This window comes from Bacillus sp. RZ2MS9 (genome assembly GCF_001816185.2).
Taxonomy (GTDB): Bacteria; Bacillota; Bacilli; order Bacillales; family Bacillaceae_G; genus Bacillus_A; species Bacillus_A cereus.
Window position 1 is genome coordinate 2072046 of record NZ_CP049978.1, and the last position, 23602, is coordinate 2095647.

Below are 23602 nucleotides of genomic sequence, written 5' to 3' on the forward strand. Positions count from 1 at the left end.
AACTTATACAAAGATAAGAGGTGCAAAATGACACATACGTATTATGAAGTAATTGATACACCTATTTCAATTGAGGAAGTTACAAACAAAGTAATTCGTCGTGAGTGTGGCGCAGTTACTACTTTCGTTGGTACTGTTAGAGAATTTACGAAAGGGCGTCGTACGCTACATTTAGAGTATGTAGCATATAAAACAATGGCAGAAAAACAACTTGAGAGAATTGGTACTGAAGTAGGAGAGAGGTGGCCTGGGACATTTGTCGCCATTACACATCGCATTGGTACATTACAAATTTCTGATCTTGCTGTTGTCGTCGCTGTTTCTACACCACATCGGAAAGCAGCCTATGAGGCGAACGAATATATTATGGAGCGTATAAAACAAATCGTTCCAATTTGGAAGAAAGAATTTTGGGAAGATGGTGAATCATGGGTTGGTGATCAGTTAGAGAATGTAGCATATGAGAATGGTGAGCCTGAAGAGGAGATGAGAATATGATTGAAGTACTATTATTTGCACATTTACAAGAAGAAGTAAGTAAGCCAGCATTACAAATCGATTGTGAAAATATTACAGTTGCTGAACTAAAGAAGGTACTCATTAAGAAATACAACGTAGCGATTTCAAATGAAATCATGGTGGCTATAAATGAAGAGTATGCAAATGAGAATGACATCATTCAAACTGGTGATACTGTGGCGATGATTCCGCCAGTAAGTGGTGGTTGATTCTTTTCGACCTAATCATGTTACGACGTGATTAGGCTGGAGAGAATGAATATAACTATGCATACATAGGAGGGAACAGGATGAAAAGTCCTAATTTTCAATTAAGTTTACAAACTTCTAATCTAATTATAGGTTTTATGGTATGGGTCATTTTATCATCATTAATGCCTTATATTAAAGTGGATATCCCATTAACTGCGGGGCAAATTTCTATGGTCACAGCAGTACCCGTTATTTTAGGTTCTGTTCTTCGCATTCCAATTGGTTATTGGACAAATCGTTTCGGAGCAAGAAAATTATTCTTTATTAGTTTTATTCTATTATTACTTCCTGTCTTTTATATTAGTGTTGCCAATTCTATGATGGATTTAATTATTGGTGGATTATTTGTAGGAATCGGTGGTGCTGTATTCTCTGTAGGAGTAACTTCTTTACCAAAATACTTTCCGAAAGAGAGTCATGGTTTTGTAAATGGTATTTACGGTGTCGGTAACGCCGGAACAGCAATTACTTCATTTTTAGCGCCTGTTATCGCAACTTCAGTTGGCTGGAGAACGACAGTACAATGTTATTTAGTTTTACTTGCAGCATTTGCACTTATGAACTTTTTATTAGGTGATCGTAGGGAGAAAAAGGTGAATACACCATTAATGGAACAAATAAAAGGTGTATATAAAAATGAGAAACTTTGGTTTTTATGTATCTTTTACTTTTTAACATTCGGATCATTTGTCGCATTTACAGTATACTTACCAAACTTTTTAGTATCTCACTTCGGATTAGAGAAAGTAGATGCTGGTATGCGAACTGCAGGATTCATCGTACTCGCAACAATTATGCGTCCGATTGGTGGTTGGCTCGGCGATAAGTTTAATCCATTTAAAATATTAATCTTCGTATTTATCGGTTTAACACTTTCAGGTATTATTTTATCATTCATGCCTAGTATGAACGTGTATACATTTGGTTGCTTACTAGTCGCATTTTGTGCAGGCATTGGTAATGGTACAATCTTTAAACTCGTTCCAATGTACTTCTCAGAACAAGCAGGTATTGTAAATGGACTCGTTTCAGCTTTAGGTGGACTAGGAGGGTTCTTCCCGCCCCTAATTTTAACATTACTATTCCAACTAACAGGCCATTATGCAATTGGATTTATGGCATTATCAGAAGTCGCACTTGCTTGTTTAATCATTACAGTGTGGATGTATAGTCAAGAAAAGCTGTTAGTGATGTTAAAGAATCATTAATAAGGAAAAAGAACCATCCCAAAGTATTTTGGGATGGTTCTTTTAGTAATAGGCTTCAACATGTTTTTATTGATCTCTCAATAAACGCTTATTTTCTATAAGAATGTGCTTTTAAAATGAAGATGTCAAAAGTTATTCAATTAAAGGGCAGATTAGTTAAGGAAATCTTAAATCTATTCTAAAGATCGAACTCATTTTTAGAATGCAAATATTTAATTGAATCGGGATGTTTAGATGAAAAAAATATAAGTCCACTCAAGATAAACAAGTATCAGGTGTGTTAGGTAGTTTAAGCGACAAGTATAGGATTGATGCAAGTATCCTTCGCATAGTAACTGCATTATCAGATTTTTTTAGGGCCAAATTTTTTGGTAAGGTTAATGGATATTGTGAAAAAGTATACTTAAAATAAAGAAGATAGTTTAGGTCAATAAGATAAAATTATGAATTTGTATAAATAATCCATAATTTTCTTTATGAGTTATATTTGGTATGTTAAAGAAAAGAGAGGAGAGGGGAAATGAAATAAGAATTTTTGATGCACATTTTCATATTATTGGTTTAAGTTTTCTGATTATTGAGAATTGAAGGGGTTTCCGACTAATTAAATGTGATTCATATTTAGTAAAGTGTTTAATCCAACTAAAATATATTTAGAATGAGGTTTTAAATGTTTGTTTTTATTATACTAGACGTAATATTACCAATATTAATATTAATGCTGATTGGTGCAATCTTACAAAGAAAGTTCCAATTTAACTTAAAGCAGCTTTCTACACTTATTACTTATTGCTTAATGCCAGCGGCTGTATTTGTGAATATATATGATATTCGTATAGAGACAGGTTTGTTGCTCCAAATAATATACTATTTAATGCTTTATAGTCTGAGTCTGATCATAGTAAGTCATTTCATTTCAAAAACATTAAAGTTAGAAAAAGGAGAAAGTGCAGCTCTAAAAAATAGCATTTCGTTAATGAATTCCGGTAATTATGGGTTACCAGTAAGTCAATTGATTTTCAGTCACAATCCAGTGGGGGTTTCCATTCAGATTTTTATTGTGATTTTCCAGAATCTTTTAACTTATTCATATGGGATATATAACTTACTATCAGCAACAAAAACAATCGGAGGTATTATTCAATCATTTCTAAGACTGCCTGTATTTCATGCGCTCGTATTAGGGGTTCTCTTTCAATCTTTTAAAATTCAAATACCTAATTCTATCTTGCTACCTCTTAATCAGCTTGCGAATGGTTTTGTTGCAATAGCACTCATATTGCTAGGGGCGCAATTATCCAACATTAAACTTAATTTTTTCCATCGAGTCATAACATGGGCTTTAATTGGAAGGTTACTGATGGGACCATTATTAGCACTTGCTGTAATATACATACTAAACATCGATGGTATTGTTGCACAATCGTTATTTATTGCAAGTTCTTTTCCTACTTCAAGAAATACATCAACCATTGCTATGGAATATCAAATAGAGCCTGAATTACATGCACAAATCGTTTTATTTTCAACAATTTTCAGCATTATTACAGTAACTGTCGTTATTTATTTATCATATATTTTGTTTTGAATATACGTGCAAAAACGAAAAGATTTGAGGCGGTAAATGATGGACAGAAGTCCTATAGATATGAGAAGAAAGCAGTCTTTCATATATTGGGTGTCGTTTACAATTGTACCATGTTTCAAAATCTAGTGACTTAATTCAAAAAAAGAAACTTATTAGGGTTTATTTCGTATGGAAATCTTTAAAGTATTTACATATAGACTTGCGAAAAAAAGACACAATCTCGCTTATAATTAAAGTTATATGAGCTTAGGGTGATAGCGATGGGGTGGGAGTGTCAAGTAAGAATTTTATGCATAATTGCCACTAAGGGAGATGATTAAAAGTTGAGTAAACAGAATATCAGCACAATAGTTTCAGGAGATTTGATTGTTACCCATCTAATTGGCCAGATTAATACAGAGGATGTGTATGAATGGTTTAATGATTTTGAGCAGGTTTGTCAGCAATTTATTTCTGAGGGTCGGAAATACAAATTGTTGGTGGATAGAAAAGGGTATACCCCAAATCATTTTTCTGTTCAAAAAGTATGGAAAGATAAGTTCTTCAATGAAACCATTTTGAATCATAGTAAGGCAATTGCATTTCTTCTTGAAGAAGGAGAGATACTGAAGTATTTGCAACAATCCAATACAAAAGAATCCGTGGAGTTTTTTGATGATTATGAACAAGCGCTAATTTGGTTGAATGAATATCCAATATAAAAACTGAATAGAAAGAGTTGCTCGTAATGTTACACTTGTCATGAAATTTATTTGTTTACAAGTTGCAAACACCATTTATTTTCTTCATAGATTGCTTGTGAAATAAAAGAACGGAACTACAACAAAAAGAACAAACGTCCCCTAAAAAACGTTTGTCCAAAGGTAATTACTATTTTAACTAAGAAATAGATTACAATTTATGTGTACGAGAAATCTTTTTTATAAGTTTAGGCAATATAGATGTTAGTTCTTGCTTCAAACGCTTCGTAAATGATGGATCTTTACCAGAAGTTGAAATAGTGACAACATATTCATTATTTCTTATAATGCCAGGTGTGTGAAAAGATGATTCTGTACCATCACTTACAACGTTAACCCACTGGAAATCATGAGCGGCCTGTTTGACCATCATATTTACAGCGTGTTGATTTGTAGCTGCATAAATAAGGTGAGCATCTTTAATATCATCATTACTAAAAGCTTTTTGCTTCCAAGTAATATAAGAAAGTTCCTTCATTTCCTCGCAAATTTCTGGACTGACAACAGTGACGAAAGCGCCTGTATCTTTTAATCCAGACGCTTTTCGATATGCAATTTTACCTCCACCAATGATAACAACCACTTTATTTTGTAGATTAAACATAAGAGGGTACATGTTATACATATATGCATTCCTCCATTCGTTCTAACAATGTTAGTTTCATATATGTATCAAACTGAAGACAGTTACAAGTCGTAACATGATTGTATTTTTTTGTATGCAATTCAATTTTTTGAAGTAATAATCCGGTAAAGAGAAGGTATGGCATGACATATACATGGGACGCAGTCGATGTTATATCCTTGAGCTCAACAGCAAAAGAGGGAGTTCCTTTCGTTAAAAAGGAACAGGATACTGGCATACCAAGTTTTCGTTCGATGGCTGCTCCGATTTGTTGTAACTCATGTATCGGTTGTGTATCACTACTGCCTCGTCCTACGAGTAAAATACTACTATTTTGCATTGGCATAGCTTCACGTATTCTTTTCACTACAAGTTCCACCATATGTGGATGTGTACTAAAAGGAGGTACAACTGAAAATGTTATTTGTGGATATTTCTTTTGTAGTTGTTCTATTTCAAAAGGAATATCACGTTTATAGTGAGCTGCTGCAAATAATAAAACAGGTACAATCATTATTTCAGTTGCGCCCTCTAGTAATGTTTCTGTAACTGCATCCGAAATGGTAGGTGTCGTTAGTTCTAGGAAAGCAATTTTTTGAATTCTTTCGTTACGTTCTTTTATAACAGATTGAACAAAATGAATGAATTGTTCATTACCTTCTTGTAGCCGGCTCCCATGCCCAACATATATAATTCCTTTCATCGCAGCACCAAATCTTTCTTCATAATCATGTTTTGTAATTGCTCATCTACATGATGAAATCCAACTTTATTCGCATAGTGTAAAGTTGGAACGTCGGTATACGAGAAAGGGAGAGTAAGGATATCGATAAAGCCAAGTCGTTTTATTTCTGATAAAAATGTATCAATTGAGGCACGCCCTTCAAACACAATGCTTCCCCATGAGAATTCAGAAAGCATACGAGAATGAACTTCATCGAAGCGATCGTCAATAGTATACGCATGAGTCATCATATAAGAACCGGCACCAATTTTTTCTTGAATAACAGCAATTCGGTTAATGTTTCGTCCTAAATAAATCGTTGAATTCGAAGAAAATTGCGCAGGTTTACTTAACAATCCATATTGCATGAGCTTTTCTTGAATAGAAAGATTCATATACTGAAGTTCTGCCTGTAAGGAACGAATATCTTTATGATATTTACTGCATGATTGCATTAAGATGTCTACACTGTCAGCGGAACAAAATACAAGACGATCAACGGTAAAAATCATATTGATTTGTTCAGAGGTTAATGTGTATTCTTTCTTTTTGAAAGTTGGAATTTGATATATTTCTGCACCGGACTCTTGTAACATTTGCTTTATTGCGCTTTTTTTATTTGTTGCAGATGCAAATAAAACTTTCTTGCCGTGCAATGGCTTGCGTTCTTTCCAAGAGATTTGATCCCGTAAGGAAACGACATCACCAACAATTGTCATAGAAGGATTAGAAATATTTTCGTTTTTGACAATAGAAACAATGGTAGACAGTGTCCCTGTGACAACGCGCTGTTTACCAGTTGTACCCCATTCAATGACTGCTACTGGCGTATCTTCTTTTTTTCCTGCTTGTAGTAAGTTTTCACAAATTGTAGGTAAGTTTTTTATACCCATGTAGTAGGCAATCGTGTCGCTATTGTAAGATGAATTATATTTTCCATGATCGGTTAAAGGACCTTTTGCATGTCCGGTTAATAAAGTGACACTATTACTGTAGTCACGGTGGGTGAGGGGAATACCTGCATAGATACTAGCGGCGATGCTAGATGTAATACCTGGTACAATTTCATATGGAATATTTGCTGATGCTAAAGTTTCTGCTTCTTCACCAACACGGCCAAAAATAGATGGATCTCCGCCTTTTAAGCGGACTATGATTTTTCCTTCTTTCGCAAATTGAAGGAGGTGTGCGTTAATCATTTCTTGACGCATAGTATGATTCTTTGGCATTTTTCCGCAATAAATAAGTTCACATGTTTCTTTTGTATAATTAAGAAAGGAAGGGTTTAATAAGCGGTCATATAAGACGATATCTGCACGATTTAAGCACTCTATCGCTTTTTTTGTAATAAGCCCTTCATCACCTGGTCCTGCACCAACTAAATATACATATCCGTTCATATTCGCACCTCGTCTATTTTTATTTAAAAGGAAGCCAGGGGAGGCTTCCTTTTTTAAATTACATGTATATATAAATATCCCCGTCAATAACTTCTACTTCATACGTTTGAATACAACCGTCATCAGGTTTTTGAACTTCACCTGTTAGTAGTGAAATTTTCCAATCATGTAGGGGACAAAAGACGAATTCTCCAGATACAATACCTTCCGCTAATGGCCCTTTTTTATGAGGACAACGATTTTCTACAGCTCGAATATCGCCATTTGAAAGGCGGAATAGGGCGAAAGACATACCTTTCATTTGCACCTCTTTACCGATTTGAATAGGAAGGTCTTCTGCACGCATAACTTTTATTTTTTCTTTCGTTTGTATCATATAGATCACAGCTCCTTATTTCACAGTTTCTACTTCATACATCGCTTTTAATGATTTCGTTTCTAGTGCTTGTCCCCATGCTTCTTTATATGTGCCACGAGCTTTTTGGAAACGTTCATTTAACTTGGTGACCATATTTGCATCTTGCAGTATTTCCTTTATGTGATCGAAGCCTAATCGTTCTGTCCAGTAGGCAGTACGCTCTCCATAAATACCAGTTTCACGATAATATTGCATGTAAGCTGTAGCGATGCGAAGGACATCATCTTCAGTAGGGACAATCATTACAAAATCAGCTTCGCGTACTTCCGTACCACCATTTCCGCCAATATAAAGTTGGTATCCATTTTCGACACAAACAACGCCAAAATCTTTCGTCAGTACTTCCGCACAGTTACGTGGACAGCCCGTTACACCCATCTTCATTTTATGAGGTGTATCTACCATTTCTAATGATTGTTCAAGCAACATACCAAGTCCTAATGAATCTTTCGTACCGAAACGGCAGAAACGAGAGCCAACACATGATTTTACATTACGAAGAGATTTTGAATACGCATATCCAGAAGCCATATTTAATTCAGCCCATACGTTAGGTAAATCTTGTTTCTTAACACCGTATAAGCCAATTCGGCTCGCACCTGTAATTTTCACAAGTGGAACATCGTACTTTTTCGCAACTTCAGCAATTTTCATTAAATCATCTGCTGTTGTAACGCCTCCGTACATACGTGGAATAACAGAGAAGGTACCATCGTGCTGGATGTTACCATTCATTCTTTCATTCACGAAACGGGATGATTTATCATCTTCATATTCTTCTGGAATCGCCATACGTAAATAGTAGTTTAAAGCAGGACGACATTTCGAACATCCATCTTCATGTACAAAACCAAGAACGTTTCGTACTTCTTTTGGAGATTTTAAACCTTTCTCATGAATGGCCGCTACGACTTCATCACGTGATAAAGGTGTACATCCGCACATACCGGTAGACTGTGCAGAAGCATCAAAAGCATCTCCAAGTGTATGAGATAAAACTTGTTCTACAAGCGGACGACATTTACCACAAGACCCTGCGGCTTTCGTACAGGCTTTAACTTCTTCAAAAGTCTTTAACTCCTGTTCTAAAATGGCGTGAACGATTGTGCCTTTCGTAACACCATTACATCCGCAAATTGTGTCATCCGCACTCATAGTAGCAACGTCAAGTTCACATTCTTCACCAGCTTTGTGAAGAATGGAAGCTGGTGTATATTCTTGTATATCTTCTTCTTTCTTTAATATGCTAAAGAGGCGGGTACCGTCAGCTGTATCACCGTATAAAACGATACCGACGACTTTATTATCACGAATTAATATTTTTTTATAGGAACGTTTACATTCATTAAAGATGGATATTGCTTTCGTTTGATCATCTTCATAAATTTGGCCAGCAGAGAATAAATCACAACCAGCAACTTTTAATTGTGTACCGACGATACTGCCCGAATATCCATCAGTTTGTAAATTTGTTATATGTTTTGCTAATATCGCACCTTGTTCATAAAGAGGAGCAACAAGTCCATATGCGATACCGTCATGCTCTGCACATTCTCCAACTGCATAAATGGACTCATCATTTGTTAGCATATAGTCATTGACTACAATACCGCGATTTACAATTAGACCAGCATCTTTTGCTATTTGCGTATTTGGCCGTATTCCGACAGCCATTACGATTAAATCACAATCTACAACTTCACCGTCTTCAAATTGAATGCCCTCGACATGGTCTGTACCAAGAATTTTTACAGTTTTCTTTTCCATTAAAAACTTCATGCCTTGTGCTTCTAAATCTTCACGCAGAAGAGCAGCTGCTTTCGTATCTAGTTGTTGCTCCATTAAGCTAGGCATTAAATGAACAACATGTACGTCCATTCCTAAATCAATTAGACCTCTTGCGGCTTCTAAACCGAGTAACCCGCCACCAATGACAACGGCCTTTTTCTTTTCTTTAGCGGTATCTATCATAAATTGTGTATCTTCAATAGTTCGAAATCCTGTTACACCAGAAAGTGCGGAACCTTCAACAGGTAAAATAAAAGCACTAGAACCTGTTGCGATAATGAGCTTGTCGTATGTAAGAGTACGCTTCTTTTCTGTAATAATAATTTTTTCTTCTCGGTTAATACTTTGAACTCTTTCATTCGTATACAAAGTTATTTCGTTTTCTTCATACCAACTGTATTCATTCATAATGATATCTTGTATATTTGTTTTGCCTTGTAAAACATGAGAGAGCATAATGCGGTTGTAGTTTGGATGCGGTTCATCTCCAAAAATAGTAATCTCATATGAATCACTATCATGTTTTAAGATTTCTTCCATACAGCGAATGCCAGCCATACCATTTCCGATCATAACTAAACATTTTTTCATTTTCGTTTCCCCTTTTTATGTGAAATATTGAACAAAGGATTATATTTTTATTATAGAAAATCAAATAAGGGGGAGATGTGATATTTATCACATCTTTATAATGATTCACAAATTGTTAAAATTCGGTTTTATGTGAAGGGGATGTGAATATTTTTCGCGAAACGAAAAAGCAGGCCATAAGTATTTACACTCATGTCCTGCACTTGATTTATGCTTTCGTAATGGCACGCGGAAATAAAATATTATTTTCTAAATGAATATGCTCAAATAAATCAGACTCTAGCGCTTCGAGGCGTTGGTAAACAAGTCGATAAGTACCGCAAGCGCCTTCTGGAGGAGTAAAGTCATTTGTCACTTTACGAAGTTCTTTTATAATATTTCCGGCATGATTGTGCTCATTTTCTAGTTCATCCACTACTTTACGTAACTTTGTATAATTTTCATCAGTTGGATTTTGTTCAAATTCTAAAATTAATGGGAAATCTTCCATTTCTTCTTTAATTAAATGCTGTTCTAATTCCATTTTAAGTTCATGAAATAGCTTATGAATTTGAGCTAAATGAGGCTGACTTGCCCCATGAACACGTAATACTTTTGTCACATATGGACTTAACTGTGGTAATTCTTCATTTAAATAGCGATGATGCTTATTTATAACATAATCAATCAATTCACGATAAGAAGCATTTTTCCAATCAATTTCCGATTCATTTAATCGTTTCGTATTATGATAAAGCGTATTTAACTCTGTAAGCACTTCAGTAGCTGATAAATTTCTTTCATGAATTGCATCAATAAGTGGCTTATTACCGCCACAACAAAAATCTATTCTATATGATTTAAAAAGATCACTAGCTTTCGGAAATTGTGTAACAATCTCACCAACAATTGAAGTTTCAGTAAATGTATGTTCCATATGAATGCCTCCATAAAGTTTTAATGTAATATCTAAATTAAGAATAGCGATAAATTAAAATCTATGTAGTGATTGAAATCACTTATTCTGTGTCGTTTTTGAGAATAATAAGAAGAATGTTATTAAAATAAGGGGGAAAGTAATAAGTGGTAATATTTTACGTTAATAAAAAAGAAGCTTAGTAAAAGCTTCTTTTTTATTACTATTTTTCACATGCAATTCCATCGCCATCACGATCAAGATGAGAGCTATAACCTGGTTGCCCTTTATGTAAAGGAGCTTTCCCAGCTGCTCTAACTGCAGCACAATTTTTGTAGTATGCACTATCAGTATTACCATTAGCTGGTTGTGTTTGAGCTTGCTGTGCTTTTTGTTCTTCTTGTTGTTTACGAGCTTGTTCATCAGCCTGACGTTTTTGTTCTTCTTGTTGTTTACGAGCTTGTTCATCAGCCTGACGTTTTTGCTCTTCTTGTTGTTTACGAGCTTGTTCATCAGCCTGACGTTTTTGCTCTTCTTGTTGTTTACGAGCTTGTTCATCAGCCTGACGTTTTTCATCCTCTTGCTTACGAGCTTGTTCTTCGGCTAGACGCTTCTCATCTTCTTGCTTTTGAGTTTTTTCGTCTGCCTCTTTCTTTTCTAGCTCTTTTTTCTGTTCGCTATCTTTTGGCTCTTCATTATTAGAGGCAACTTTTGTACTAGTTGCTGTCGTTTTTTCAGAAGAAGGAGCTGAAATACCTAATAACGCAACAAAAATGACAAATAATACAGCTGTAATAATAAATTGTTTTTTCGCTACACCTGTTTTCTTAATAACAGATAAGATTGCTAGAACAAGGAAGAATATAAATAGAATGAAACTTAAAGTAGAAAAAAACTCGACGACGGGGTGTTCCGATTTTGTTGTACCGGCCGTTATTAATATAATAGAAATCATAAAAAGAATAACGGTAGGACGTCCATATTGTTTTGCTTTTCCATTTTTCTTAAAGAATGAAATGATACATAAGATTAAAAGAATAAAAGCAATAAAAAATAAAGCTGCACCAATATTACTTAAAATCGACATTTTCATACCTCCATTTGTAAGATTCTTCTTATTGATTATATAGGAATTTATTGGATATTACACGTTTTGTATAAATTTAGAAAATTAATATTTTTAATAGATTCATAAACATTTATTTTATATATAAGGAAAAATGGATATATTTCCTATTACTTTTTGAAAGAGATTTCATAAATTATAGTATATCGATTGAAAGGAGGAGATTTGAATGGAATTTCAATTGTTGGTAACTTGTATATTACAAGAAGGTAATGCTTACTTTTTAGTAACGAAGGTAGATGATGTTATTACGTTAAAAGTACCGATTACTGCGGGAGTAGCAGGTTTATTTTTAGCTTTAGGTGTACCAAGATGTTCTTAATTTAAATCTATAGTAGAAGAGGAAGGGACATGCCTTCCTTTCCTACTATTACATAATATAATTATGTAAACTTAAATATCATATTTGTGATAGCACGTTTGAAATGGACATGCATATACTATAATGTTTCATTGGATGTTAGCGGTGAAAGGTAGTTTTAATAAGTGCATCCAGTGATATTTTTAAGCTATGAAAATAAAAGAGGTGCTATTATATATGAAAAGAAAAACATTGGATATTCCAGTTACATTGCGAAGAGAGTGGTTTTTAATAGAGTTAGCTCATTTAACGAAAAAATATGGAATTGAAATTGCAACTAGTAAAATGGATGCTGCACCGTTTTTAAGAGATCAAGTTACGGAGTCAAAGATAGGGAAAGGGCTACAATACGATAAATATGATGATGAGTATATAATTGAAAATTAAAGGGTAACAACAAAATTAAATTAATTTATAACAAAATATAAAATAAAGCAGATTCTAAATATAGAATCTGCTTTATTATGAAATACTTGTAGTCAACTAGCCTCTTTCTAGTGTTTTTCCTACATATTTCTCTTGCGTTATTCCAAAAGAGTCACGAAGAATGCGAGCATAATCTTTAGATTCTATTGGTCGTTTATTTTTGGTGCCTTTAAAGGTTTCTGTATAATTTTTATTTGTTAATGATATGTGACCATAAGTAGTTAATTTACAAGTGATAGCTCCTTTATTAAAAGGAGATTCTTTATGCTCTACAATCACTTTTTGAATCTTATTCACTTTTTTCTCATCTATTGGATCTACAGTGAAAGCATAGCCTATTTTCCATTCGTTTGAAGGTTCAGATTGTAAGAAACTTGTAGATTCCCCGTTAGCTCCTTTTCTCATTTCTAAAATATGCGTACCTTTTCGAGTATTTCGCTTACGAATTCGATATTCTCCTGTTTGAGAGGAGATGACTTCTCCGTTAAAAGGGACTGGATGTAAAGGGAGATGAGATGCAAAACCTGCATCCACAACATAATCTTTATCCTCATGACTTAATATGATAATGACATGACCATCATCGGGTTTCCATTTATTATCGTAAAGGTCATAAACAGTACCGGCTACTTTGTATACTTGAAACCCACAATCAATTAAAAAATAATACAATAGGGAGTTTAATTCATAACAAAGTCCACCTCGTTTTTGAATAAGTAACTTTTCTATTAAGTTATCTTTTGAGATATTTTTAATAGTACCAGCCATAATATCAAGATTTTCATAGGGGAGGATCATTCCCATTTTTAAGAGAATTTCATCTAAATCATCAAGTGTTATTTCTTTTGCAGGAATTTCTAAGCGTTTAAAAAACTCCTTTTGTAATTTGGTCATCATAAAGTATTCTCCTTTCTTTTTACAGAATTTTCTTCTGCTCACCGATAGGTTAGTACTTCTAAAAAGTTAATTCAAGTGTGCGGAAATTATCATAATATATGTTTCTGGAAATATGATTTTCTATTCGGAAATTTCAGTTTAATTTTTAATCGTAGGAAAGTCTTATAATACAAGCTCCTTTAAAATTAGTTTGTATTTAATGAAAAGAAAGTACATATCTTTATTATATTTTTAAATAACTAACTAGTAATAAAATGTTTTTTTACTAAAATTTTTTCAAGATTTGTATGCTTTATATAAACAATAATGATTTAAAAAATATCTGGGTGTAGCGAAGTTAACAATTATTGAGAAACTTTTTTGTCGTATTCTATCAAAAGGAAGAGGTAGAAACAAAGAGAATAACGAGAGTTAAGGAAGAGGGTATACAACTAGTAACCTTCTAAAAATAGGGCTAACATCTTTTAAAAATAAAAGATTAGCTATTATTAAGGAAGGGAAAATATAAAATATTATAAAGAACACCTTCTTTCAAAAAAATAGGGGGAGTAATATGCGACTGATGAGAAGATGTGTGGCCTTACTAATTGTATTTTTTATCATGGCTCCAACGATTAGCACAAATGTACAGGCAGAAGTTGTAAAAGAGCTTGGAAAGGGGTTTCCTGATACAGAAGTATTCACACCTGGAGAATGGTTTTTAGGCCAAAAACCTGCTAATTATGATGAGAATAAACCGCCAATTCTCTTTGTACAAGGAAGAAATGGTAATGCTGATAGTTGGTATGGAAAGACAGTATATCATGATATAAATGATATGTATGATTATGCTTTAAAAGCAGGCTATCAAACAGTGTTTATACAATTGTATGATGCTGCAGGGAAAGGTTCGGCTAGTCAGTGGGATAACGGAAAATTGTTAGCACAAAAACTTGAAGAAATATATAATTATTTCGGTAAAAAAGTTAATATTGTAGCGCATAGTAAAGGTGGTATTGATACACAAGCCGCATTAGTTGAATATGGTGCGAATCGATTTGTTGGAAATGTTATTACACTTGCTACACCGCATCACGGCTCAAATTTAGCAGATTTGTCATATAGTTGGTGGGCAGGTTGGCTTGCTTCTATATTAGGTCAAAAAGATGATGGTACGTATTCGTTACAAATAGGTGAAATGGCAAAGTTTCGTTCAATAATAGATAACAACCCAGCAGCTAAATTAAACCGTTACTATACGGCTACTGGAACTAGCTGGGGGCCAACATTTTCTGCATTATCTATGGGCGGGTTATATTTATCATCGTACGGTTCAAATGATGGACTAGTAAATGAATGGAGTGCGAAGCTATCGTACGGTACACATTTATTTACAGATTCCAGATTTGATCATGACAATATAAGAAAAGGATCAGCTGTTTTTGCACGAATTGAACCATATTTACGTACGACAAATGTGGGATTACCAGCTTTAGTAGCATCCAGCACTAGTTCAAATGAAGATCTAGAACAATTAAATACAACTTCAAATCAAAATATTTTAGGAGGCGAATTACCACAAAATCAGTGGATAGAGCAAACCGTTACAGTTGATAAAAAAGCGGAAGGAATCGTTTCTATACTAACTGCTTCTTCTGATGTAGAAGTACAAATGGTATCTCCAAAAGGAAAAATCTATGCAAATAAAGATAGCGCTATAACTACTGGTGAAGGCGAATCTTTTTTTAATGGGGCGACAATTAGAACGTTTAAGTTTGATAAATTAGAAGTAGGCGAATGGAAAATCAAAATGATGGCGAAGCAGTCGAAAGATGCATATTTAGTTGTAAGCGATTACAAGGATGACGCACCATTTGTTCTTCGAATGCCTACAAAAGTTAAAATAAATAAACCTGAGTATAAACTGAAAAAATCACCTGTAGCACCTGAAATGAAAGGGGATCTTTCCATAACAGTAAGAGTCGTTAATAAAGAAGGTAAGTTAGTCTCTGAATTTAATGAATTACAAAATGTTAATACGAATACATTTACAGGTGCTTTGAAAGATATAAAACAACCGGGAGTATACAACGTTACGATGGATATAAAAGGGATGAATAAAGAAGGAAAACCATATAATCGTACGATTGTTAAGTCGGTTTATGTAGAGAAATAAGGAAGAATAAATAAGTATAATAAAAAGTGCAGAAATCTTGTGTTAGAAAGAATTCTGCACTTTTTTATGTGGGGAGAGATAATAAAAGTTGAAAAAACTGTTATTCAATAAAAAAAGATGCTGAAATAGCATCTGAATGTGAAGAAATAATTTTAACTTAGTTTTGTAACTGTTAATTCAACTGAATTTATACCATTGTCACAAGTTACAATACTTTGACGATTAAAACCACTATTATTTCTAAGTTGAAGAGTTGAATTAGCAGGCACTGTAACAATTGTTTCGCCAACGAGTTGAAGACATTCGTTATTTGATGAAGTATTCATTTGAATAGCGAAGTCACCTTGACTATTAGCAAGTGGATTGTTATTTAAAAATATAGTTATGACTGGGATATGTGGAAATACAGGATTTAAAGTAGTATTAATACTGGAAATGAACGAAACTCTATAATCACCAGCTTGTCTAAAGTGTATAGTAGTAGGATTTAGTAAGGAAACACCTCCTGCTAAAGGTCCAACGTGATTAAATGGAAAAGGATCTCCAAAAGGAACAGTTATAAATTCAGTTTGCCAAAAAGTTCCGTATGCAGGACAGCTTCGTTTATGTGAATGGTCACATGAACATTTTTTATTTGAACTGGAAGAAGATTTGCATGAGCATTTTTTATACGAGTTTGAAGAATGATAGTATGAACCCAAAATATTACCTCCTATTCTTAATAAATTTAAACCACATAGTAGTTTATGAAGATGAATCACAATTGGCGTGTATGCTTGTACTATAAAAGGAGATAGATTTGGAATATAAAGTGGTCAAATGATGAAGTGTAGTATTTGGGTATTACCTGTAACACCTTTTGAAGATGACAAGGTTTATAATTTGATAGAAAAATAAATGGAATTTCTAAATAGATTGAAGTAATGAGGAAACGTTTATCCCGCTATTTTCCGAGCAGTAAGACTCCCACCTCAAAATTCAGCGAAAGCAAAGAAGTTAGGTGGGGGATGAATTAAACCCCCACTCATTAAAATTTCACTTTACTATATTTATTTAGTCTGACAAAACAGAAATATTACCTTTAGCTGTATGGATGTTATCATTTGGTGAAGTTATAATATTTATCTATATTTACATTAGGTTATTCAGTTTATTTTTTATTTGCGTAGCTGAGCAGGAAAAAGTCAGAAAATATAGAATAATGTACATATGAAGCATCGTTTGTTTTTGGTGTGAATAGTAATTAAAGATACGCTAAAATATTTAAAATTGTAACGAAAGAGAGATTAAATAATAGAGGGAGCAACTTACATGGAAAATATATTAAAGGTATCTTCAAAATCAAGCCCAAATTCAGTCGCAGGTGCAATAGCAGGAGTACTAAGAACAAGTGGTAATGTGGAAATTCAAGCGATTGGGGCTGGAGCTATAAATCAAGCGATTAAAGCAATTGCGATTGCAAGAGGGTTCGTCGCTCCAAGTGGTATTGACTTAGCTTTTGTTCCAGCGTTTCAAGAGATTTCTATCAATAATGAAGAAAGAACAGCGATTAAATTAATTGTAGGCCCTAGAAAGAAAAGGTCTTAGTAGAAGAGAGCGTTACTATAAGGGAAAAAGGCCAATAGACTTCCCAGGTTAGATACGCTATTTTATGTAACCGATCCTTGGGTGTGGACACGGCATTATACCGGACTCATGTCTGTTAATTTCTCCTTAAATTTAGCGCGTGTTCTAGATACTTAAAAATGCCAAATCCTTTGTGATATAAGGGATTTGGCATTTTTGATGTTTTTAAAAATAAACAACCTTAAAACTGCTCATTTAGAAGATTTAGTTTTAGTAGCGGCCATTGAACGTTTTTATGATAGTTTACCTGATAAATGGTCTTTCTAATTCTTGCAGCTATAGACTGTTCGTGTTGGTATCTATTCAAGTCAATTTTATTACGCTCCATAACCTTTGTTTTAATTTGATTCAGTGTTCCTGCTCCATCTAGTTCGGTTAATATTGCTATAATTTCATCTAGCCATGAAGTGCTGTTGGACATACATATACCTCCTAATAAAACATGTGTACTTATTTTTATTTTAATCTTTTAAATTTATATACTCATATATTGATTCAACAAAATTAGCAAAATATAAATCTATTGATAATATTATTAAAGCGTTGAATGAGAGCTTTATTCTTTCTGAGGATGAGCAAGAGGAAGATATGTATCAAGCTAATATTGATTCGGATTTTAGTAAAGTAAAGATTGCAGAAGAAGAGAAACCGGAAAATCGAAAAAAAACTAAAATGGAATCTGGTAGGGAAGTATGGCCTCGTGATCCGAAAAAAGCTAAACAAGCTATTAAACAGGCAGAATTTAAATGTGAAATAGATGACACACATGAAACATTTGTATCGGAAGCCAGCCGAAAAAATTATATGGAGGCCCATCATCTAATACCGTTAAGAATGCAACATGATTTTGAAAATAGTTTAGATGTTGTTGGAAATATAGTTAGTATATGTCCGAACTGTCATAGGTTGATTCATTATGGAAGAGACAAAGATAAGAAAAAAGTTTTAGAACTTCTCTTTGAACAAAGAAAAGATTCTTTGAAGAAGTTTGGTATTGAGGTATCTCCCGAAGAGCTCTTTGGATATTATGGAATTCTAAAATAAGAATATTCATAGCTATAAGTGAAGGTAGAATGTTTTATACTTAAACATAGGTATTATTGTGATGGGAATTTAAATTTCGTCTTTTGAAAGTATCAATAAACTGTATTATTTTTATAGAATTATATTTTTTTATTTTGCTCTGCTTTATAGCAGAGCTCTTTTTTTGTCGTGCAAAAGCCACCTATATATGTAGGGTAAAACTTCACATACCGTATATATTTTATTAATTTATAAGGACATTGTTATGGTGGTATTTTAAATCTTTATATATTATTTTTATGATTTATTTGTTAAAATATTCTTCTGTTACATTTTTAATAGAAGGAATGATTATTTTGAAAAAAATAAAGATGATTATTGGTCTTACAGGTATTTTATCTGTAATAACAATACCTACAGTAGCAATTGCAGTTGCGAAGGATGTATCTAAATTAGAAGAGGTTATAAAAGAAACAACGAAGTTAGGAATGAGTTTAGTTATAGGGTTAATCGCTATTTCAATAGCTTGTATAGCTCTTCTGTCTAAGAGAAAAAGAAATTTAGATAAACAGTATTATTTAGATTATTTGATGCTAATGATGGGAATGTTAGTGCTCTTTTTTCTAGTTTTTCTTTTTGGATATATTCCGATAAAAACTAACTTTGCAATTGCTACAATTATCATGTATTTTGTAATAACTTTTGGTTTAATAGTATTAGCAGTTTCAGATACATATAAAGTCATAAAGAAAACTTTGGAATAAAAACCATCTAAATTAATAGATGGTGTTTGTTTCATAGAAAAAATAATCAACAAAACAAACACAACTCAAACCAGATATTTCAAGATGGGAACGTTCGTTTTAGGTTTATCCTGTTTAGGTTGAAATGAACAAACCAATTTATCAGTATTTTTATTCCCTTGTTTACATGTGCTGAAAATGAATGATATCATGCAGCTAGAATGAATGTGATATATCAAAGGGAAAGGGGTAGTACTGTGAAAAGAATAGATATGGTTCCAAAACCATTTTTTGAAACTGTTGGTCAACGAGAAACAACGTATCGTATATATGGCCATGCGATGGGGAAAGAACCTGTGCTGTTTCCTGAAGTATTTAATTCATTAAAAGAAACTAGAAAATTCATTTATAAGTATGCTCATGTTAATCCTGAATGGCTAAATAACAATGGTGATATTAATGAGTATAATAATAAACCTTCAAGACCCGATAAAGATGATAAATGGTATAAAGGTGTTATTGAACAAGAATATAGAAAGTACTCTGATTTCAATGATTGGAAGAAATGATTATTAAAGTAGCGAGTTCGCTGCTTTTTTTATTTTGGATAAAAAAAGAACTGTTGGAGTTTGCTGTGAGGTGGTGTGGGTGGAAGATGTGAACATAGATGTTCCTACATGCTCTGTATGTAACGAACCATGTATGTGGACGTTAAAAATGCCATTAACGATTACTCATTTTGATAAAACATATATCCGTGAAGCAAATACGGATAATTCTCATATATGTATTGAGTGTTTAGAGAAGGAAGTGCAAACAATTGGATAAGGGGGCAGGTGTTATGTAATTATGGCCAGATAACGAAGTCCAGACCGTAACAAAGCGTATGAAATATTTAAAGAACATAACGGTGATATTACGAATCGTAAAATTTCCGAACTATTGTCTACATCCGAAAAAACTGTAAGTGAAAAAACGGTTGGAGGATGGAAATCCAAAGATGGATGGATAGACAAATTAAATGGAGTACTCCAATGAAAGATACGGAGTACTCCAAAAAGAAACCAGGAGCACCCAAAGGTAATAAGAATGCTGTAAATAATCGTGGTGGAGCCAAAAAGGGTAATAAAAATGCTGTCGGTAATTCCGGAGGATCTGCTCCACTGCGTAATGGTAATGCTGTTAGTCATGGTTTATATAGAAAGTATTTACCGCAAGAAATATATGATTTAAAAGAAGAATTGACAGAAGCGGTTAATAATGATTTTTTAACAATCATTTGGGACAGCATTATGCTGCAGTATACTCAAATCATTCATGCTCAACGTATCATGTTTGTTAGAGATAAAGAGGACATGACAAAGGAACTGCGAAAGAAAAAGCTCACTGAAAGCGGATTTGAGGAAGAATGGGAAATTCAATTCGCCTGGGACAAGCAAGCTAGTTTCTTAAATGCCCAATCGAAAGCAATGTCAACATTAGTAAATTTTATTGAAAAATATGATAGGCTAGCTAATACAGAAGAACAAAAACTACGAATAGAGAAACTCAAGAAAGAGATCGCTGCTATTAAAGTTGATGGTGATACTAATCAGAATACAGAAGACTGGAAAGAGTCTCTTATGAAGATAGCAGAGCGCAGACGTAAACAAAAGGAAGCGGAAGCTAATGAGTAATACAGCTTTTAGTGGATTTATGGAGATTATCGATGTTTATTGGGATGATCCAGTTGCGTTTGCTGAAGATATGCTAGGTTTTTATCCTGATGAATGGCAAAGAAAAGTTCTTATGGATTTAGCACAAAGTCCTAAGGTTTCTGTTCGTTCTGGTCAAGGTGTTGGTAAAACAGGTCTTGAGTCAGTTGTTGTTATTTGGTTCCTCTGCTGTAGACCGAACCAAAAAGTTATTTGTACAGCTCCTACAAAGGAACAGTTATTTACAGTACTTTGGGCCGAAATAGCTAAATGGTTAGAAGGTAGTGCAGTTAAAAATCTTCTTAAATGGACTAAAACACGAGTATACATGATTGGCAGTGAAGAACGTTGGTTTGCTACTGCTAGAACAGCAACGAAGCCGGAGAATATGCAAGGTTTTCACGAAGACTATATGTTATTTGTATGTGATGAAGCTTCTGGTATAGCAGATCCTATTATGGAAGCCATACTTGGTACTTTATCTGGTGCAGAAAATAAATTGTTTTTGTGCGGAAACCCAACAAGAACAAGCGGTGTTTTTTATGATTCTCATAATCGTGACAGAGATTTATATAAAATACATAAAGTCTCTAGCTTAGATAGCCCTCGAACCAGTAAAGACAATATAGAAGTATTGAAAAAGAAATAGGGTGAGGGTTCGGACGTTTGGCGTGTACGTGTACTTGGTGAATTTCCTAAAGCAGAAGCAGATGCATTTATCCCGTTAGAAATTGTAAAGCAAGCAGCATCTTGTAAAGTAGAGCCGACTGGTGAAACACTTGACTTAGGTGTTGACGTTGCGCGATTTGGTGATGATGAAACTGTAATTGCTCCAAGGATAGGAAATAAAGTCTTTAAATTATTAAACCACTATAAACAAGATACTATGGAAACTGTTGGTCATGTATTGAAATTAGCTAAGGAATACATGGCAAAGTACAAGCAGTTAAAAAGAGTGGATATAAAAGTCGATGATAGTGGTGTTGGTGGTGGTGTTACGGACAGATTGAAAGAAGTTATTAAATCTGAACGATTACCATTCAAAGTATATCCGGTTGTGAATAACGGGAAGCCGCTTGATGATGAGCATTATGGTAATGCAGGTACAGAAGGCTGGGCCGTTGTAAGAGACTTACTTGAAGAGAATATGAAAGCATTTATACAGGGTGAAGAACCTACAATGGAGATTCCAAATGATGAAAAAATGATTTCTCAATTTTCTAGCCGTAAATACAGAATAACAAGTAGAGGTAAGATTGCATTAGAGCGAAAAGAAGAAATGAAGAAACGCGGATTGCAATCACCCGATAGAGCAGCACTGGTGGCTGCTAGAAGTAAACTTATATATGAGGGATTAAAAAATGTTTCTGTTCCTATTTTCATTTGGGATAAGGTATTTTTAAAGGCACCATCTTTAGAAGGAAATATAATATTTACATCATTTTTTATGGGAGATAACGTAGATGGATTAAGAGCAAAATTTGATGGCCTTTACACATATAGAGGTTCAAATTTTGTAATTGGCGATATCGTTGAAATTTCTCAAGATGGAGAAGTCAGAAATATAAATTATTTAACACCTACTACTCAAGTGTATGGGGTTCATTTTCAGAGTACAACATTGCATTAAGAGTAGAATAAGGCTGGTGATTTTATGACAATAAAAGGCATAATAATTTAACCAAAAACACTGTATCCAACCGTACAACGTAAACCACAAATACGCAAAGGCTCAAAATTAGAAATCAGTGACATGTATATTACAGGGGTGAGGCAAACCGCCACACGAAAAGGGGTTATGTTTAATTTCTCCCGAAACGAAAGTAAAACTACTGAAAAAGCAGTGATGAAACCACCACGTACTGAACCACTAGAATACGCGTGGAAGAAAATGAACATATAACTTTATCGAAATTGAGCGTGCTGCAGCAGGCTTTTTTATTTTGGTCAAAATTTGAAAGGAGGTGAGAACTTGGAAAGAATTCACGAACTCATCAAGGCATTGAATATAAGCGACGTTATTACAAGTACTCAATTTAAAGTAGGTGGTGCTATAGGCGGTGGATTAGGAACAATAATTAATTTGTTATATGGTAAAGCGAACTTAATTTGGATCTCGATTTACTGCTGGATTATCATGCTCGACTGGATTACTGGTAGTAAGGCTTCAAAACTAGATGGAACATACTCATCACAATATGGAATTGAGGGCATCACGAGAACCGTGGTGCTTTTATCATTACCAGTTCTTGCACATTTATTTGATATTGCTCTTAAACTACCTGATTTCTTTTTCTTCATGGTAGTCGGTGGATTGAGTTACCACATTTTTAATAGTTTCGCAGCAAACTGTGCACGAATTGGCTGGGGAAAATGGATTCCTGCATGGTTATTAGAAAGTGTAGCGTCCGAAATACAAGCAAAAATCGAAAGAAGTGATGCACGAAAGGAAAAACATAATACCAAATAAAAAAATACATGCCTTACATAAGGAGAGCATTGTCAAAAGACGGTGCTCTTTTTGTTTGGCAAAAAGGGGGAAATACACAATGAAAAAACCAATTAAACTATTTAGCTCATTATTTATGATTCTATTGCTCTTATTTTCGTTTGCTACAGCTTCTTGGTCTGATAAAGACGTAGCAGGAACGGTAGATGAAGGGCTTGGATTTACTATTGATGCTAAAGTATCCGTTAATGGTTCACCACAATACAAAGTACACAACAGTAAAGGCGTAACATACTATATAACTGCAAATGAAGCCTATGTGTATGTGAAGTAGAGAAAAGGTCTACTCATATGA

25 protein-coding genes and 5 pseudogenes are annotated in these 23602 nt (G+C 33.9%); 20 read left to right on the forward strand and 10 right to left on the reverse strand.

What is annotated here, in order from left to right; genetic code table 11:
* Positions 1-27 precede the first annotated feature (27 nt).
* From BHV55_RS10705 to BHV55_RS10730, 6 genes and pseudogenes are all read left to right on the forward strand, one after another.
* A complete protein-coding gene (locus tag BHV55_RS10705; RefSeq protein WP_000149980.1) occupies positions 28-498 on the forward strand; it encodes a molybdenum cofactor biosynthesis protein MoaE in 471 nt (156 codons plus the stop codon).
* Positions 495-728 carry a molybdopterin converting factor subunit 1 gene (gene moaD, locus BHV55_RS10710; RefSeq protein WP_000573682.1) on the forward strand — a complete coding sequence of 78 codons (234 nt, stop codon included), beginning with the start codon at positions 495-497 and terminating at the stop codon, positions 726-728. Before BHV55_RS10705 ends, moaD begins: the two co-directional genes overlap by 4 nt.
* An 80-nt stretch (positions 729-808) precedes the next feature.
* Positions 809-1978, forward strand: a complete 1170-nt coding sequence (narK, locus tag BHV55_RS10715) for a nitrate transporter NarK (protein ID WP_000841858.1) — start codon at positions 809-811, stop codon at positions 1976-1978.
* A gap of 238 nt (positions 1979-2216) precedes the next feature.
* Positions 2217-2345 (forward strand): annotated as a pseudogene (locus tag BHV55_RS10720) (PspC domain-containing protein); the annotation flags it as partial.
* A gap of 303 nt (positions 2346-2648) precedes the next feature.
* Entirely contained in the window at positions 2649-3566 is a 918-nt protein-coding gene (locus BHV55_RS10725; RefSeq protein ID WP_000497500.1) for an AEC family transporter, read from the forward strand.
* Between the two features lie 323 nt (positions 3567-3889).
* The gene (locus BHV55_RS10730; protein WP_000043362.1) at positions 3890-4267 is read left to right on the forward strand and encodes an STAS/SEC14 domain-containing protein; all 378 of its coding nucleotides are present in this window, start codon (positions 3890-3892) and stop codon (positions 4265-4267) included.
* 190 nt (positions 4268-4457) lie between these two features.
* Here the strand turns inward: BHV55_RS10730 and BHV55_RS10735 are convergent, their stop codons facing one another.
* The 7 genes from BHV55_RS10735 to BHV55_RS10765 all read right to left on the reverse strand — a co-directional run bounded on the left by BHV55_RS10735 (position 4458) and on the right by BHV55_RS10765 (position 11834).
* Positions 4458-4931 (reverse strand): precorrin-2 dehydrogenase, encoded by a 474-nt coding sequence (locus BHV55_RS10735; RefSeq protein WP_070757457.1) that lies wholly within the window; start codon positions 4929-4931, stop codon positions 4458-4460.
* On the reverse strand, positions 4924-5634 hold the full coding sequence (locus BHV55_RS10740) for a sirohydrochlorin chelatase (RefSeq protein WP_000676191.1): 711 nt from the start codon (positions 5632-5634) through the stop codon (positions 4924-4926). Before BHV55_RS10740 ends, BHV55_RS10735 begins: the two co-directional genes overlap by 8 nt.
* Positions 5631-7055, reverse strand: a complete 1425-nt coding sequence (locus BHV55_RS10745) for a uroporphyrin-III C-methyltransferase (RefSeq protein ID WP_001014970.1) — start codon at positions 7053-7055, stop codon at positions 5631-5633. The genes BHV55_RS10740 and BHV55_RS10745 overlap by 4 nt, the downstream gene beginning before the upstream one ends.
* A gap of 58 nt (positions 7056-7113) precedes the next feature.
* The gene (nirD, locus tag BHV55_RS10750; protein WP_000616682.1) at positions 7114-7431 is read right to left on the reverse strand and encodes a nitrite reductase small subunit NirD; all 318 of its coding nucleotides are present in this window, start codon (positions 7429-7431) and stop codon (positions 7114-7116) included.
* 15 nt (positions 7432-7446) lie between these two features.
* A complete protein-coding gene (gene nirB, locus BHV55_RS10755) occupies positions 7447-9852 on the reverse strand; it encodes an NADPH-nitrite reductase large subunit (RefSeq protein WP_070757455.1) in 2406 nt (801 codons plus the stop codon).
* A gap of 208 nt (positions 9853-10060) precedes the next feature.
* On the reverse strand, positions 10061-10768 hold the full coding sequence (ric, locus tag BHV55_RS10760) for an iron-sulfur cluster repair di-iron protein (RefSeq protein ID WP_000401360.1): 708 nt from the start codon (positions 10766-10768) through the stop codon (positions 10061-10063).
* 202 nt (positions 10769-10970) lie between these two features.
* Positions 10971-11834: an excalibur calcium-binding domain-containing protein gene (locus BHV55_RS10765; RefSeq protein ID WP_000025810.1), complete on the reverse strand. Its 864-nt coding sequence runs from the start codon at positions 11832-11834 to the stop codon at positions 10971-10973.
* Between the two features lie 208 nt (positions 11835-12042).
* Between BHV55_RS10765 and exsG the strand changes: the two genes are divergently transcribed.
* Both exsG and BHV55_RS10775 read left to right on the forward strand, forming a co-directional pair.
* Positions 12043-12195: an exosporium protein ExsG gene (gene exsG / locus BHV55_RS10770; RefSeq protein ID WP_000395679.1), complete on the forward strand. Its 153-nt coding sequence runs from the start codon at positions 12043-12045 to the stop codon at positions 12193-12195.
* Positions 12196-12411: 216 nt separating this feature from the next.
* A complete protein-coding gene (locus tag BHV55_RS10775) occupies positions 12412-12621 on the forward strand; it encodes a hypothetical protein (RefSeq protein ID WP_000824207.1) in 210 nt (69 codons plus the stop codon).
* Positions 12622-12717: 96 nt separating this feature from the next.
* Here BHV55_RS10775 and BHV55_RS10780 read toward each other — a convergent pair whose 3' ends face one another.
* Entirely contained in the window at positions 12718-13557 is an 840-nt protein-coding gene (locus tag BHV55_RS10780; protein ID WP_000988429.1) for an arylamine N-acetyltransferase family protein, read from the reverse strand.
* Between the two features lie 553 nt (positions 13558-14110).
* Between BHV55_RS10780 and BHV55_RS10785 the strand changes: the two genes are divergently transcribed.
* The gene (locus BHV55_RS10785) at positions 14111-15712 is read left to right on the forward strand and encodes a lipase family alpha/beta hydrolase (protein ID WP_070757453.1); all 1602 of its coding nucleotides are present in this window, start codon (positions 14111-14113) and stop codon (positions 15710-15712) included.
* Between the two features lie 152 nt (positions 15713-15864).
* On the opposite strand, the gene BHV55_RS10790 is transcribed toward BHV55_RS10785, so the two are convergent.
* The gene (locus tag BHV55_RS10790; protein WP_000536153.1) at positions 15865-16413 is read right to left on the reverse strand and encodes a hypothetical protein; all 549 of its coding nucleotides are present in this window, start codon (positions 16411-16413) and stop codon (positions 15865-15867) included.
* Between the two features lie 610 nt (positions 16414-17023).
* Between BHV55_RS10790 and BHV55_RS10795 the strand changes: the two genes are divergently transcribed.
* Positions 17024-17299 (forward strand): stage V sporulation protein S, encoded by a 276-nt coding sequence (locus BHV55_RS10795; protein ID WP_000427801.1) that lies wholly within the window; start codon positions 17024-17026, stop codon positions 17297-17299.
* Between the two features lie 220 nt (positions 17300-17519).
* Here BHV55_RS10795 and BHV55_RS10800 read toward each other — a convergent pair whose 3' ends face one another.
* Positions 17520-17759 (reverse strand): hypothetical protein, encoded by a 240-nt coding sequence (locus BHV55_RS10800; protein WP_000071988.1) that lies wholly within the window; start codon positions 17757-17759, stop codon positions 17520-17522.
* A gap of 167 nt (positions 17760-17926) precedes the next feature.
* Between BHV55_RS10800 and BHV55_RS10805 the strand changes: the two genes are divergently transcribed.
* From BHV55_RS10805 to BHV55_RS10850, 10 genes and pseudogenes are all read left to right on the forward strand, one after another.
* On the forward strand, positions 17927-18382 hold the full coding sequence (locus BHV55_RS10805) for an HNH endonuclease (RefSeq protein ID WP_070757451.1): 456 nt from the start codon (positions 17927-17929) through the stop codon (positions 18380-18382).
* A gap of 239 nt (positions 18383-18621) precedes the next feature.
* A complete protein-coding gene (locus BHV55_RS10810) occupies positions 18622-19125 on the forward strand; it encodes a hypothetical protein (protein ID WP_168369337.1) in 504 nt (167 codons plus the stop codon).
* A gap of 236 nt (positions 19126-19361) precedes the next feature.
* Positions 19362-19673 (forward strand): hypothetical protein, encoded by a 312-nt coding sequence (locus BHV55_RS10815; protein WP_070757448.1) that lies wholly within the window; start codon positions 19362-19364, stop codon positions 19671-19673.
* A gap of 79 nt (positions 19674-19752) precedes the next feature.
* The gene (locus BHV55_RS10820; protein WP_070757446.1) at positions 19753-19932 is read left to right on the forward strand and encodes a hypothetical protein; all 180 of its coding nucleotides are present in this window, start codon (positions 19753-19755) and stop codon (positions 19930-19932) included.
* A 63-nt stretch (positions 19933-19995) separates the two neighbouring features.
* Positions 19996-20780, forward strand: a pseudogene (gene terS / locus BHV55_RS10825) (phage terminase small subunit).
* Positions 20773-22128 (forward strand): annotated as a pseudogene (locus BHV55_RS27350) (DEAD/DEAH box helicase family protein); the annotation flags it as partial. The pseudogenes terS and BHV55_RS27350, both read left to right, overlap by 8 nt.
* Positions 22111-22439 (forward strand): annotated as a pseudogene (locus BHV55_RS27740) (hypothetical protein); the annotation flags it as partial. The pseudogenes BHV55_RS27350 and BHV55_RS27740, both read left to right, overlap by 18 nt.
* A 49-nt stretch (positions 22440-22488) precedes the next feature.
* A complete protein-coding gene (locus tag BHV55_RS27745; RefSeq protein ID WP_341473470.1) occupies positions 22489-22701 on the forward strand; it encodes a hypothetical protein in 213 nt (70 codons plus the stop codon).
* Positions 22702-22770: 69 nt separating this feature from the next.
* A complete protein-coding gene (locus BHV55_RS10845; RefSeq protein WP_070757444.1) occupies positions 22771-23268 on the forward strand; it encodes a phage holin family protein in 498 nt (165 codons plus the stop codon).
* Positions 23269-23407: 139 nt separating this feature from the next.
* Positions 23408-23581, forward strand: a pseudogene (locus tag BHV55_RS10850) (N-acetylmuramoyl-L-alanine amidase); the annotation flags it as partial.
* Positions 23582-23602 lie beyond the last annotated feature (21 nt).

What these genes read in the sequence shown, in the direction of transcription:
- BHV55_RS10705 (WP_000149980.1), top strand. Translation starts at nt 28, where the DNA reads ATGACACATACGTATTATGAAGTAATTGATACACCTATTTCAATTGAG.
- moaD (WP_000573682.1), top strand. Translation starts at nt 495, where the DNA reads ATGATTGAAGTACTATTATTTGCACATTTACAAGAAGAAGTAAGTAAG.
- narK (WP_000841858.1), top strand. Translation starts at nt 809, where the DNA reads ATGAAAAGTCCTAATTTTCAATTAAGTTTACAAACTTCTAATCTAATT.
- BHV55_RS10725 (WP_000497500.1), top strand. Translation starts at nt 2,649, where the DNA reads ATGTTTGTTTTTATTATACTAGACGTAATATTACCAATATTAATATTA.
- BHV55_RS10735 (WP_070757457.1), bottom strand. Translation starts at nt 4,931, where the DNA reads ATGTATAACATGTACCCTCTTATGTTTAATCTACAAAATAAAGTGGTT.
- BHV55_RS10740 (WP_000676191.1), bottom strand. Translation starts at nt 5,634, where the DNA reads ATGAAAGGAATTATATATGTTGGGCATGGGAGCCGGCTACAAGAAGGT.
- BHV55_RS10745 (WP_001014970.1), bottom strand. Translation starts at nt 7,055, where the DNA reads ATGAACGGATATGTATATTTAGTTGGTGCAGGACCAGGTGATGAAGGG.
- nirD (WP_000616682.1), bottom strand. Translation starts at nt 7,431, where the DNA reads ATGATACAAACGAAAGAAAAAATAAAAGTTATGCGTGCAGAAGACCTT.
- nirB (WP_070757455.1), bottom strand. Translation starts at nt 9,852, where the DNA reads ATGAAAAAATGTTTAGTTATGATCGGAAATGGTATGGCTGGCATTCGC.
- ric (WP_000401360.1), bottom strand. Translation starts at nt 10,768, where the DNA reads ATGGAACATACATTTACTGAAACTTCAATTGTTGGTGAGATTGTTACA.
- BHV55_RS10765 (WP_000025810.1), bottom strand. Translation starts at nt 11,834, where the DNA reads ATGTCGATTTTAAGTAATATTGGTGCAGCTTTATTTTTTATTGCTTTT.
- exsG (WP_000395679.1), top strand. Translation starts at nt 12,043, where the DNA reads ATGGAATTTCAATTGTTGGTAACTTGTATATTACAAGAAGGTAATGCT.
- BHV55_RS10775 (WP_000824207.1), top strand. Translation starts at nt 12,412, where the DNA reads ATGAAAAGAAAAACATTGGATATTCCAGTTACATTGCGAAGAGAGTGG.
- BHV55_RS10780 (WP_000988429.1), bottom strand. Translation starts at nt 13,557, where the DNA reads ATGATGACCAAATTACAAAAGGAGTTTTTTAAACGCTTAGAAATTCCT.
- BHV55_RS10785 (WP_070757453.1), top strand. Translation starts at nt 14,111, where the DNA reads ATGCGACTGATGAGAAGATGTGTGGCCTTACTAATTGTATTTTTTATC.
- BHV55_RS10795 (WP_000427801.1), top strand. Translation starts at nt 17,024, where the DNA reads ATGGAAAATATATTAAAGGTATCTTCAAAATCAAGCCCAAATTCAGTC.
- BHV55_RS10800 (WP_000071988.1), bottom strand. Translation starts at nt 17,759, where the DNA reads ATGTCCAACAGCACTTCATGGCTAGATGAAATTATAGCAATATTAACC.
- BHV55_RS10805 (WP_070757451.1), top strand. Translation starts at nt 17,927, where the DNA reads ATGTATCAAGCTAATATTGATTCGGATTTTAGTAAAGTAAAGATTGCA.